The organism is Dyadobacter bucti (assembly GCF_005869225.1).
Taxonomy (GTDB): Bacteria; Bacteroidota; Bacteroidia; order Cytophagales; family Spirosomataceae; genus Dyadobacter; species Dyadobacter bucti.
Genome location: NZ_SWFP01000003.1, coordinates 139,413 through 152,567, shown reverse-complemented (window position 1 = coordinate 152,567; position 13,155 = coordinate 139,413). Strand labels below are relative to the sequence as shown.

Genomic DNA, 13,155 nt, shown 5'->3' with positions numbered 1-13,155 from the left:
TTGAATGAATTTGTTGGTTAACGCGATTGATTCAACGAAATCTTCCCCTTCATTCATTTTCCAATGAACTTGCATGTAATGTCAGTTACGTGTGGGGAATCTTAGATCAGTCATGCTGGAACATGGCTGATCTTTTTTGTAAAAGGGATGGTAGCTCTACGTCATAGATGCGCTTTCAGGTTGATTAAATTTGTTAGGTTTGTTATTTAAATTCATGGGTACCGTTATTCCTTTGCCTTAAGGACAACCGGTCACTTACAGCCGCGCCCCGAAATAGTCACCCTATTGTCGGTAATGTCAAAACTGGCGTCCAGCGCGTTGCAGATCACTTCCAGTTTTTCAATGAATGGCTGGCCTACCAAGGTCGCATTGAGCGGACAGTCACCCATTCTGGACTTATCATATATTATCTCAATGTTGTATGCATTTTGTAAGGTCAAAAAGACCTCAGAGGCAGGCGTCTCATCAAAAACAAATGGAATACTGGAGACATCAGAACCAATATGGCGTTCGATGACAGACGTCTGCAACTTAACAATCTTCCCATTTTCACGTGAAAAGGCTATTTTCTGATCGTTCCGAAGCAAAACACCTTTCAACTCGGGCTTATCATACTCCGACTCGCGTTGCTCTTTATCAAGATCGCCTATCGCAAATACTGAAACAGTTCCGGTTTTAACCTCGACCTTGATTTCTTTACTCTCCTTCTCCGCTTCGATCACAAAACTTGTCCCAAGCACTTTCGTCGCCAAACCATAACTGTATACCAGGAAAGGCTTTTCTTTGTTTTTTAGGATTTCAAAAAAAGCCCTGCCCGTCAGGGTAACTTCCCTCCGCTTCCCGCCGGCATTTTCCGAATAGCTCAATGTCCCTCCCGGCTGCAGTACAACCGAACTGCCGTCTGTCAGCAGGATCATCATTGGCTTGTCTGTATTATTCTGTTTTTGAATGGCCCCGGTTTTCGACGAGGCGTAAGGAACCACGGCTGAGCCTTCACCCCTTCCTGTTTTTTGATAGTAAAACCAGTAACTGGCGGAGCCAATGCCTAAAATCAATGCAGCCGAAGCTGCCACCCGCAACCATCTCCATCCCACAACTACTTTCCCTTCAGAAGAACTCTCCGTCGAACCGGATGACGGCTCCCGAGCGGCATGCATCTGACTTTCGACCACACTCCACATACGGTTGCTTTGCTTATCGCTTGGCATGTCGCGGCCGGTGTCCTTCGCCAGCAGGATCACGTATTCCCTGGCAGCCTCCACCGTCTTTTTCTTTTCCGGATAATTTTCCAGAAAAAGCCGCCAACGGCTATCGCTATCAACATCCGGATTTGTTACCCAGGCAATAAAATCTTCGTTGCGGATCAGTTCGGTTAAAGAATAGGGATCATGCTTCATACTAGCTGGATACGGATCATCGTCTTTCAAAAAGAAAGAGCGGACTATCTGAAAAATGACCCCTGCAAAATGAAATTATTTTGAAGGAAAGTTTCAAAAAACCAATAACAACCAGAATATCAGGCTTGAAATGATAAGAGCCTGGCGGTTTTGACGGAGTGAAGTAAGAGCTCTATAAATAAAATTTCGAACCGACTTTTCGCTCACACCCATGATACCGGCAATTTCTTCAATGCTGAAGTCATCAAAATATCTCAAAGTCAGCGCCTCGATCTGGCGCTCGGGAAGCTGTGAAAGTAGTTCCTGAATCCGTTTTGTACGCAGCAAAGACGATTCGGTGTCGATCAGGATGGTTTCTGAATCAGAAAAATTAGCAGGAGTTTCCCGATCCCGGAGTAGTGTGATTTCTTCGGTCAAAGGAAATTTATCAAGAGCCAGGTGAATCCTCCTTCTAAGCGCCCTGTACAGGTAAAATTTAACAGAAGTGACATTTTCCGTGAGGTTATTTCGCAGGCGCCAGATATCTATAAATACATCCTGAACAGCGTCTTCAATAATCGCAGAATTATGGCAGAGCTTGCTTCCGTAGTTGTACAGCGTGCGGTGATATTTCTCAAAAATAAGGGTGAACGCCTGTTCATCGCCCTCACGAATTCGTTTCCATAAATGCTGGTCCGCCTTCCCTTTGGTTAATGTCTCAAAAGTGATCACCGCCTGTCTTTTTTGCTTTCAAAGTATAAAGCTAAATATTTATCCCCAAAATGCTATTTGACAAGCCGACATTACCGACACTTTTACAGTTTTTCTTTTATTTCCATTACAAACTCCAGCGGGACATCAACTAGCCGGGCGATTTCCTCAGGCGGAAAAGACGTTTCCTGAAGTAATTTTTTGGTAAATGAAGTATTCTTTTCCTCGCGGCCTTTTTCAATACCCTTCTCCAGTCCCGTCATCTCAGCATCATATAATAAATACTCTTCGATTCCCATGGTAGTTTTATCGTTATGTGTTAGTGTATCAATTTCTGAATCAAACTTTTCATCCAATTCCTCTTTTCCAAGTCTCACATAAAATTTCAAAAAAATCATCAACTTTCCAATTTTAGCTTTCGGTATATTCCTGGAAAGCAGACGTCTCGCAAGTTGAATTTTTAATGAAAGCAAATCCTCTTCTCCCAATTTCTTACCACTCAGGGCAGCTTTAACAGTCAATATAACCTGCGAGAACGGATTATTACTCTCAGCGAGGCATTGATCCGACTGATCCAGTACTTTGAATGTATTAAACTGATAAGTCAGTGCGGTGCCTAGAAATGAATGTTCAAACTTGCATGGACGGAAGCTTTCATTTTCGTCTGTAAGGATCGCAAAAGCTATGGTCCGCCTCCGATATTTATCCCAAATGCGGTAATAATAGGTGAACATCCTGTCAGCAAAAAACTTGTCGGCGTATCCCTGCACTTCAATGTGAACCAGTATCCATTCCTCAGAACCTTCATTTGTAAAAACCTTCACTAGCTTATCCACATATTTCGGGGCATATCTGTCTTTTTCGGGAGGAAAAAGCTGTTCTAGCTCTTTATCCAAATATTCGAATCCGAGGTCAAAATCAAAAAGCTCATCTGCGTCCGGGAAGAAGAATCTCAGAAAATCATCAAAAGTATCTTCCAGTATTGACTTCCAGAGTATATCATTTCTTTTCATAAACAACGAGGGCCGGGTTTCAACATCAATACGTTGAAACCCGGCCCTGGTCACTTTTAAAAAATATTATTATAAATTTCCCAATTCCTCGATAAGCTCCTCGACCTGTCCAAGCGAAGTAGCCGGGAAATTAGCAATACGAAGCTGGGTGGATTTAAATTGCCCATAACCGCTTCCGATCACCATTCCTTTTGCCTTGATGTTTTTAATCACATCAGCTGCGGGGATTTGGGTATCAGCCACGATAACGGTTTGTGAACGGAAAGCTTTCTCTTTTACAAAAGGTGAAAAGGCGGACGATTTTTCAATAAACTTGTAAAGCAAAGCGGCTTTCTGCTCTGTCTCTTTGCGCATTGTTTTTACACCAATTTTATTGAAATCTTCTGCAATTTTCCCCAGCAAATAGATCCCCATTACATTCGGGGTAGCAGGCGTTTCATTGTTCAACGCGTTTTTCCATAATGTAGGCAGGTCATTGTGCGCGCCAATGGAATATTGATTTCTGATATACTCAGCTTTCTGAAGACACTTTTCACTGACAATCCATACACCTAGTCCGGCTGGCAACCCGAAGGCTTTTTGAACTGAGAAAAAAGCTGTGTCAATGATACTGAAATCCAGATCAGGATATGGCGCGGATGAAACCATATCTACAGCGACAAACTTATCAGGGTTTTTCTGTTTCAGTTTTTGTATTTCAGAAACCTGCATCTGAACACCGGAACTGGTTTCATTGTGGGTTGTACAAATCAATTCCGCATATTCCGGCACGACAATTTCCGAGGCCATAAAACCTTCGCCCATAGGCTTTTCCAACTTATGTGCATATTTGTTCAATGCATTGGAATAGTCGTAAAACTTTTTCGAAAAAGAGCCATTCACAAGGTGAAAACTCTCAAGTTCCACGCAGCTGAATAAGATCCGTTCCCAGATTTCGGACGCTGAGCCAAGGAAAAGAATGGCATGAGAATCGGGAACATTTAGGAGAATCCTCAATTGATCCACCGTAAACTTGTGCAGATCGCGGTATTGTTGGCTGCGATGCGATATCGACCCGAGCTGATTTTTTACAAAATCTTGTAAATGCTGTTCAAATGTTGGATACAACTGAGCAGGACCCGGCGTAAAGAAAGTTAAAGACATATAAAATCAATTACAGAATTGGGGAATGACCGCGCAAGCAAGAGCTGTTTGCGCGGCCTAAGCTTTTTAATAACTCAGTATAACATCCTGAACCGGATCGTTCCCTCCACTTCTTTTACTTCCTGAATAAATTCTTCCGTATAATCTTTTGCAATATCCACGATCACGTAACCGATATTTTCATTCGTCTTCAGATACTGGCCCGTGATGTTGATATTATTTTTGGCAAAAATATGGTTCAGTTTCGCCAGAACGCCTGGCACATTTGCGTGGATATGCAGCAAACGGTGCGAGTCTTTCAATTTTGGCAATTGAACTTCCGGGAAGTTCACGCTTCCATAAGAGCTGCCGTTATTCATAAATTCCAGCAATTTGGCCGGCACAAAATGCCCAATATTTTCCTGCGCTTCCTCGGTACTTCCTCCTATATGCGGGGTAAGGATCACATTAGGCAATCCGCGCAATTCACTTTCGAAAGATTCGTCGTTGGTCTTAGGCTCTTTCGGGAAAACATCCACACCGGCCCCTGCCACTTTTCCGCTTTTCACAGCTTCCGCCAATGCATGAATATCCACTACATGCCCACGTGACAGATTCAAAAAGATCACGCCGTCCTTCATCAGTTCAAACTCACGTTTTCCGATCAGGTTCGTATTTTCCTTGCGACCGTCTACGTGCATACTGATCACATCGGCGATAGAAAGCAAGTCGTCCAGAGAAGTCACCTTGCGTGCGTTACCCAGAGAAAGTTTTTCTACTTCGTCATAAAAATAAACCTCCATGCCCAGCGCTTCGGCTACCACTGAAAGCTGTGTTCCGATACTTCCATATCCGACCATACCCAGCTTCTTGCCGCGCACTTCGAAACTTCCGTTCGCAGATTTGTCCCAGTTGCCGAGATGCATCTGATTACTTTTTCCGACAATATTACGGATCAGCAAAATCATCTCTCCTACCACAAGTTCCACGACCGACCGCGTATTACTATAAGGTGCGTTGAAAACTGCTATGCCGCGTTTTGCAGCCTCTTCCAGGTCAATCTGGTTGGTGCCGATACAAAATGCGCCAATCGCCATCAGGCGGTTAGCATGGTCAAGTACACGTTTGGTGATATTGGTTTTGGAACGGATACCAATGATAGACACGTCTTTGATACGTTCGCAGAGCTCGTCTTCGTCCAACGCCCCCTTTACGAACTCTACATTAAACCCTTGTTCCTCAAAAGCACGCAAGGCTACGGGATGCACGTTTTCCAGCAGAAGTACTTTGATCCGGCTTTTCGGATAAGACTGGCTCCTGCTCATTTTATTATCATAAAGAAAATCGTCGAATGAAGTAGCGATGTGATCCGCTACCGCCATCACCCTGGGGCGTTCTACATTTTCTGTAAATGCATAAAAACGGTTCGCAAGACCGGATGATTTCAGTTCATAGTCTGTATACCCGTCACCGATTGCATACACTTCACCGATCAGATTCAGCTGGGAAAGGACTTTTATCTTCCCGCCGTCCATTGAAAGGACATTATCCTCATCAATGCCGATGATATTGCCTTCTTCGTCGAACACAAATTCATTGGCATACACATGGTCCGGCCGGATACCCAGCTCGGAAGCAACAGGAACAATAAACTCTTTGAAACCACTGGAAACAATATATATCTGATCCGTATTCTCGGTCAGGAACTGTGTATTCCTCTGAAAGGAATCAGAGATTTTAGTACGTAAAAAGGAGATCAATTCATCGATATGCGAACGGTTTGCCTTCAACAGACTGATCCGTTCGCGTAGTCCTTCCGCAAACGACATTTCGCCATTCATTCCCTTATTGGTCAGTTCCGATATTTTCTGAACAATCTGATCTTGTTCAGGATGGCCTTTCAGGGCGATCACAGCGAGTTCGTCAAGCCCTTCTACCTTGGTAAAGGTACTGTCGAAATCAATAATAATGTACGGGGGGGGATTGAGTGTTAATGTGGACATGAAGCGGGAAATAACTGAATAATAATGATCGAGTTAAAAGTAAAAAGGTTTCTGTGATCAGGGTCGTTTCAACTAGGGTAATTCTATCGTGACGCAAAATTACAAAATCTGTTTACTACGACACTAACAAAAAATTGAACAGATGAGTTTTCCCGAAAAGAATCATGACCGAAGGAAGCTCAGCGCCCTGTTTTCAGACCAGTATATGCCACCGGAAAGCCTGGCAGGACGAAACCCGCAATGTCCTCCCTGGTTGGTGGCTTCAAGCCAGACATTAGGATGATTCTCAATTTCCGTCACCGGTAAACTGCCAAAAGGCACGATAGGATCGTTCAATGCATTGACGATCAGCGTCGGAATTTTAATGTTTTTAACAAAATACATAGAACTGCATTGGTCATAATAGTGATCTGCACTGTTAAAACCATGAAGCGGCGCAGTGTAAATATGGTCGAAATCATACAAAGTCCGCACATGTTTGTAGTCTTTGATATTGAGCTTGTCCGGGAAAATTTTCGATTTTTCATCCACTTTCGGCTTGAGGGTATTCAGAAACCGGTGCATGTAGACCCTGTTTTGGGGTTGGATAATCGCTTGGCTGCAAGCTTTTAAATCCATCGGAACACTGAAAAGAACGGCTTTTTCAATTCTTTTATCCAGGTTATTGCCCGATTCCCCCAGATATTTAAGTGTAAGGTTTCCGCCCAGGCTAAACCCGACCAGCTGAATACTTGTATACCCCTTGCCCAATGCGTGCCTCACGATCAGATCCAGGTCCTCTGTGGCGCCGCTGTGATAGAATCTCGCAGTTTTATTCATTTCCCCGCCACAGCTCCGGAAATTCCAAGCCAGACAATCGAATCCTTCCTGGTTCAAGAGCCGAACCATACCCAATATATATTGCCTTGAGCTGTTGCCTTCCAGTCCGTGAGAAAGGATTACGAGAGATCTTTTCTCACCATCATCTGCAAGCGACCAGTCCATATCCAGGAAATCTTCATCGGGTGTTAGAATTCTTTCGCGCTGATAATTCACCCCCTTTACCCTACGGAAAAGTGCAGGATAAATGCTCTGAAAATGCCCGTTTGGAAGCCAGTATGGAGATGTTACTGAGGAATTGTGAATTACAGGCATTGCTGTCAGCGGGTTATTTAAATAGAACTATTCTAAACGTTTTTAAATTTTTAATCTTGTTTATATATTTTTTCTGTATACATTTGGTTTTTAAAAATATATAAGATCAATACTAATGGCAGAAGGTACAGTAAAGTTTTTCAATGATTCCAAGGGATTTGGTTTCATCCAACCATCAACTGGTGAGAAAGACATTTTCGTTCACGTTTCAGGTCTTCAAGACGATATCCGTGAAAATGACAAAGTGTCTTACGACGTAGAAAATGGAAAAAAAGGTCTAAATGCAGTTAACGTTCGCGTTATCTAAGTTTAGTCATAATAAGACATTTCGAAAGCATGCTGTACTGCATGCTTTTTTTGCTTTAGAGTCCGTTCTGTTATCTTGCAACTTCGATCTTGAACTTTTTACCTTTCATTTTCTCGGTCGATACCAGATTCAGCATCGATTTCAATTTATCCTTTTTTACTGCTGCAAAGGAAATATTATCCTTTACTTCGATCAATCCCAGATCCTGCTTTTCCAATTTTCCTTTTTGTATTAAAAATCCAACGATATCCATTTTATTCAGCTTGTCCTTTTTGCCGCCGCTGATATAGATCGTCCGCCATTCTGATCCTCCCGGTAAAGGTAATTTGGAAGGAAGATCGAGGATTTTTGGCTTTCTGGTGATGTAATCAGGCAAAACCTCGTCGTCACTGGTCAAAATATAAGCTGTTCCCTCAGCGAGCATACGGGCTGTACGACCGTTCCGGTGTGTAAATTCATCGCCCTTCATCGGAAGCTCATAATGGATCACATGCTTCATGTCAGGAATATCCAGACCCCTGGCCGCAAGATCTGTGGCTGCGAGGTAAAGGACCGAACCATTGCGAAAACGAATCAAAGTCCGCTCCCTTTCCTCCTGTTCCATTTTCCCGTGAAAAAATGCGCATTCGATTCCTTCTTCGTTTAAAATATTGCTGATCTGTTCGGCACTATCGCGGAGATTGCAGAATATCAAAGTAGATTCCGCCCCCAGGTAGCTCAGCAACTGAATAAGTCGCGTCATTTTATCACGCTTTTCAGCCAGAACCTGGACGACCGTCAGTTTGCTTTTCTGCGCTTTGTCCTGAACAAAATCAAGTACCAGAGGCGATTTGACACGGGTAAATGCCGGAATTTTTGCAATTGCGGTGGCCGATACCAAAACTTTCTTCCTCAACCCATGCAGGTTTCCGATGATTTCCGTCATCTCTTCCTGAAAGCCCAGTTCCAGTGATTTATCAAACTCGTCCAGCACCAGCGCGGATATATTTTTGCAGGAAAAAGATTTTCTCAGGATATGGTCAACAAGGCGGCCAGGGGTCCCGATCATTAATGCAGGCGGCTCCGCGAGGCTTCGCACTTCGGTCTGCATATCATGCCCGCCGTAGCAGCATGTAACTTTAAAGCCCGTCGCCATTTTTTTCCAGACCTGCTCAATCTGCAATGCGAGTTCACGTGTAGGAACAATCACAAGACATTGAACATGCGTTACATCCGTTTTCAAAAGTGACAGCACCGGCAACAGAAATGCAAGTGTTTTACCCGATCCGGTGGGGGCAAGAAGAACCACCTCATTATTTTCCTGAATGGCGATATTTGCCTCTACCTGCATTTCGTTCAATGCAGTGATTCCTAATGCGGCAAGAATAGGGCCGGTATTTTCTGTTTCTGACATGCGGCAAAGGTACTTACAAAATCGATGGCACCTGAGCTCTTTTAAAGTTCGGTCAACTTAAAAGAGCTCAGGTGCCACCACTAAAATTGATAGTAAAATTATTCAGGGACCCGGTCGCGGCCCTGGCGGGCAAACATCCAGGCAGGGTACTCGGTATTTAATTCACTGATCTTGTTTAATTTATCCAGATCTTCCTGAGTTAACAGCACCGACGTAGCCGCAATATTATCTTTCAATTGCTCTGGCTTTTTCGCTCCGATAATCACGCTGGTGACACTTTGCTGATGCAACAGCCACGACAGTGCAATCTGCGCCACAGAAACTGAATGTGCCTCTGCGATAGGCTGGATTACATCAATGATATCGTAAGCTTTTTCTTTGTCTATCGGAGGAAAATCAAAACTATCGCGGCGGTTATCACCCGAGGTAGCATTGTTGCGGGTGTATTTGCCCGATAAAAAACCACCAGCCAGGGGACTCCAAGGCATTAAAGCGAGGTTTTGATCCTTCATCATAGGTACCAGTTCACGCTCGATGTCACGGCCGGCAATGGTATAATAATGCTGGCAGGCCACGAACTTCGTCCAGCCATTCTTTTCAGCAATACCATTTGCTTTCATAATCTGCCAGGCAGCATGATTGCTCACGCCTAAATAACGTACTTTTCCCGAACGGACAATATCCTCCAGTCCACGCATAGTCTCCTCCAATGCAGTTTCAGCATCCACACCGTGAATGTAAAATAGGTCTATATGGTCTGTACCGAGCCTTTCCAGGCTTTCATTCACAGAATCCATGATATGCAATCTCGACAGGCCGATCTGATTTGCACCTGCCGCCATACGGCCTCTGGCCTTCGTTGCGATAACCACATCACTTCTTTTTACACCAAGATCTTTGATCGCCTGACCCAGGATGATTTCGGATTTTCCGTAGGAGTACACATTCGCAGTATCAAAAAAATTGATGCCGCTGTCGAGAGCTGTTTTAACCAAAGCACTGCCTTCATCCTGTTGCAACCTTCCGATTGCCTCCCAATAACCGTCTCCTCCAAATGTCATTGTTCCAAAACAAAGTTCTGAAACAAGCACGCCTGTGTTACTTAAAAACTTGTATTTCATCCGATTAACATTGAGTTTAATTTAGACTGGCATTTTTTCTTTCGGCTATTCAAAAAGATCTTCTGAACGTTCGAGCATCAATATGGAGGACTGGGGTACGATCACATATTTTTGGCCATCATATTCAAGATCAATCGCATTTCTTTGTAAATAAATAGCCAGATCGCCTTCCTTAGACTGTAATGGCATATATTTTACTTTTTCCTCGGTTGCTTTCCAGGGTTCGTCCTCGGCCGCTACCGGGATCGGATAACCGGGGCCGACCTTGATCACATATCCGCTCTGTACCTGTTCTCTTTCTGTGACGGTGGGAGGTAAATACAGTCCGCTGTTGGTGCGGTCACTTGGACTTTTGGGACGGATCAATACTCTGTCCCCTACTACTATTAGACTTTTTAACCGGTTGTCAGATGTTACTTCGTACATTTTATTAAGAACTTGGATCGATTGAGAAGGACATAAAATGTCCATTATGATTTGGGTAACAAATATTTGCCCCTAAATGTTTGTGCGCTGCATCAGCTTTCTAAAACTGAAAATATATAAACTGGTTTTCCGTTACCAGACCCAGGAAATAGGTCAGAAAGGCAATTAACGGAAATAAAATGAAAAACAGCGTTGTGCTTCCGGTAGGGATCTTCTCGTAATAATGTTCTTTTACCAAAAGGAAAGCTACCAGAAAGACGCAAAACCACATTTCGACATTGTTGAAAGGAGTAAGCAAGGGGTCTGCCCAGGAAAGGTCTGCAATTTTACCCAAAATCGTGAACGACCTTTTAACAGGTGCTTCCTTGTTACGGAAAAATACCCAGGCGAATGTTACCAGAATGAAGGTAAAAATTACGCTTAGTGCATTTGTGAAATTATTTTTGGGAATATCGATGCCTGCCTTTTTCATCCATTTGTCCCGAATGGATGCGGTTACCTGGTAGGTCCCGTGCAGCCCACCCCAGATCACGAAATTCCAGCTCGGACCATGCCACAATCCGCTGACTAAAAAGACAATAAACTGATTGATGTATTTCCTAAATTCTCCTTTCCGGTTTCCTCCGAGTGGAATATAAAGGTAATCTTTAAACCAGGAAGACAGGGAAATATGCCATCTGCCCCAGAATTCGGCCACCGATTTGGATTGGTAAGGCGAACGAAAATTGTCCATTAATGTAAAACCCATCACCCTGGCCGCGCCAATTGCGATATCGGAATACCCCGAAAAATCGCAGTAGATCTGAAATGCAAAAAATACGGTGGCGACCAGCAAAGAAAGGCCATTGGTGCCATTTATATCATTGTAATTAAAATCAACGACTTCCGCGAGCCGGTCGGCAATGACAATTTTCTTGAACATACCAAACGCCATCTGCATCAGACCTTGCTTAACCTGCTCAAAATCATATTTGAAAAAAGAGTGGTATTGGAAAAGCATGTGCTGCGGACGCTCAATAGGCCCCGCCACCAGCTGGGGATAAAACATGACGTACAATGCATAAATCCCGAAATGCCGCTCGGCAGTCTGATTTCCACGGTACACTTCAATTGTGTAGCTCATAGCCTGGAAAGTATGGAATGACAGCCCGATCGGCAGCAGCACTCTGCCTTCACCAGTCACCATCCATTCAGCGATCCTCGGGGGTATCAACCGTGTCAGCGGCGGGACGATCGATCGGATTTCCATGCTATTGAGCACGCTATTGACCGAATCCTGTAAAAAATCGTAGTATTTGAAAAAAGCGAGGATCCCGATATTAGAGATCAGGCTGATGATTAACAGCAGTTTTTTCTGTTTGGGATCTTTTGATTTTTCTATCCAGATGCCCGCATAATAGTCGATGATAATGGTACCAAACAGTATCAGTATGAATACCGGTTTGAAAACCATATAAAAATAGCAGCTGGTTGCCAGCAAAAGCATCCAACGGCCCCGCCACGACAGACTGAAATACGCCAGCGTAACGACAATAAAGAAAATGATGAACTGTATTGAGTTAAAAACCATCCGATCAGATATACTCGCGATTGATTATCTCTTCCTTTATAATGAACAAAGGGCGGTTTTTCGATTGAAAGAATATACGGAGTACATACTCCCCGATAATTCCCAGCGCCAGTAATTGTACCCCGCTAAATAATATGATCACAAAAAGCAATGATGTAAAACCCTCGATCACATGTGAAAAAAACATTTTTTTGACCACCACCGTCAAAAAGTAGATCAGTGAAATCAGAATGGCCAGCACACCCATCCTGCTCATAAATTTGATCGGAAACTCACTGAAATTGAAAATACCGTTATAGGCCAGTCCAAACAATTGCCTGAAGGAATATTTAGACTCCCCTGCAGCCCGGGCGTCCCTTTCATATTCAAAACCTATTTGCTTGAAACCGATCCAGGAGCGCATTCCGCGCAGATAACGGCTTTCCTCAGGCATTTTGTTGAGCACATCCACCACCCGCCGGCTGATCAGCGCGAAGTCTCCACTGTCGAGCGGAATTTCCACGTAAGATATGGACCTGAGCAACCGATAGAAAAGATGATATCCTGTTTTTTTCACAAAACCTTCTTTTCGCTTTTTCCGGACGGCGTATACCACATCATTGCCCTCCTGTAACAATTTATAAAAATCAGGAAGCAGTTCAGGTGGGTCCTGCAAATCACCGTCAATTACAAAAATAGCCTCCGTACCTCTTGCCGAAGCGATTCCTGCCGTAAGTGCGAGCTGATGACCATGATTTCTGGACAAAAATACGCCATGGTACCGTTCGTCTGTAAGTGCAAGCTGGCGCATCCTGAGGGCGGTATCATCTTTACTCCCATCATCAATTAATACAACTTCAATCGCCAGCGGACTTGAATCCATTAAAGCATTGATACGCTCAACAAGCAGAGGGAATGTTTCGGACTCGTTGTAAAGCGGAGCAACAATAGATATTTGTGGAATTTTCAAATTCTTTGGTTTTTCGATTTGAGCAATGAA

Annotated in this window: 12 protein-coding genes; 1 reads left to right on the top strand and 11 read right to left on the bottom strand. The window is 43.7% G+C overall.

All coding sequences use genetic code 11. From position 1 onward, the window contains the following. Positions 1–251 precede the first annotated feature (251 nt). The 6 genes from FBF61_RS10760 to FBF61_RS10735 form a co-directional block, all read right to left on the bottom strand. Entirely contained in the window at positions 252–1,397 is a 1,146-nt protein-coding gene (locus FBF61_RS10760; protein WP_138477242.1) for a FecR family protein, read from the bottom strand. A 93-nt stretch (positions 1,398–1,490) separates the two neighbouring features. Next, positions 1,491–2,108, bottom strand: a complete 618-nt coding sequence (locus FBF61_RS10755) for an RNA polymerase sigma factor (protein ID WP_229214999.1) — start codon at positions 2,106–2,108, stop codon at positions 1,491–1,493. Between the two features lie 83 nt (positions 2,109–2,191). Then, positions 2,192–3,100 (bottom strand): Rpn family recombination-promoting nuclease/putative transposase, encoded by a 909-nt coding sequence (locus tag FBF61_RS10750; protein ID WP_138477241.1) that lies wholly within the window; start codon positions 3,098–3,100, stop codon positions 2,192–2,194. 69 nt (positions 3,101–3,169) lie between these two features. Then, positions 3,170–4,243: an aminotransferase class V-fold PLP-dependent enzyme gene (locus FBF61_RS10745; protein WP_138477240.1), complete on the bottom strand. Its 1,074-nt coding sequence runs from the start codon at positions 4,241–4,243 to the stop codon at positions 3,170–3,172. 74 nt (positions 4,244–4,317) lie between these two features. Next, positions 4,318–6,225 carry a phosphoglycerate dehydrogenase gene (gene serA, locus FBF61_RS10740; protein WP_138477239.1) on the bottom strand — a complete coding sequence of 636 codons (1,908 nt, stop codon included), beginning with the start codon at positions 6,223–6,225 and terminating at the stop codon, positions 4,318–4,320. Positions 6,226–6,387: 162 nt separating this feature from the next. Further along, positions 6,388–7,359 carry a YheT family hydrolase gene (locus FBF61_RS10735; protein ID WP_138477238.1) on the bottom strand — a complete coding sequence of 324 codons (972 nt, stop codon included), beginning with the start codon at positions 7,357–7,359 and terminating at the stop codon, positions 6,388–6,390. 115 nt (positions 7,360–7,474) lie between these two features. On the opposite strand from FBF61_RS10735, the gene FBF61_RS10730 reads away from it, so the two are divergent. Continuing rightward, the gene (locus FBF61_RS10730; protein WP_026630672.1) at positions 7,475–7,666 is read left to right on the top strand and encodes a cold-shock protein; all 192 of its coding nucleotides are present in this window, start codon (positions 7,475–7,477) and stop codon (positions 7,664–7,666) included. Positions 7,667–7,736: 70 nt separating this feature from the next. Here the strand turns inward: FBF61_RS10730 and FBF61_RS10725 are convergent, their stop codons facing one another. The 5 genes from FBF61_RS10725 to FBF61_RS10705 form a co-directional block, all read right to left on the bottom strand. Beyond that, complete coding sequence (locus FBF61_RS10725; protein ID WP_138477237.1) at positions 7,737–9,059, bottom strand: DEAD/DEAH box helicase; 1,323 nt, start codon at positions 9,057–9,059, stop codon at positions 7,737–7,739. A 98-nt stretch (positions 9,060–9,157) separates the two neighbouring features. After that, complete coding sequence (locus tag FBF61_RS10720; protein ID WP_138477236.1) at positions 9,158–10,180, bottom strand: aldo/keto reductase; 1,023 nt, start codon at positions 10,178–10,180, stop codon at positions 9,158–9,160. A 45-nt stretch (positions 10,181–10,225) separates the two neighbouring features. Continuing rightward, positions 10,226–10,606 carry a co-chaperone GroES gene (locus tag FBF61_RS10715; protein ID WP_138477235.1) on the bottom strand — a complete coding sequence of 127 codons (381 nt, stop codon included), beginning with the start codon at positions 10,604–10,606 and terminating at the stop codon, positions 10,226–10,228. A gap of 100 nt (positions 10,607–10,706) precedes the next feature. After that, positions 10,707–12,176, bottom strand: a complete 1,470-nt coding sequence (locus tag FBF61_RS10710) for an MBOAT family O-acyltransferase (protein WP_138477234.1) — start codon at positions 12,174–12,176, stop codon at positions 10,707–10,709. A 4-nt stretch (positions 12,177–12,180) separates the two neighbouring features. Next, positions 12,181–13,125, bottom strand: a complete 945-nt coding sequence (locus FBF61_RS10705; RefSeq protein WP_138477233.1) for a glycosyltransferase family 2 protein — start codon at positions 13,123–13,125, stop codon at positions 12,181–12,183. Between the last annotated feature and the right edge of the window lie 30 nt (positions 13,126–13,155).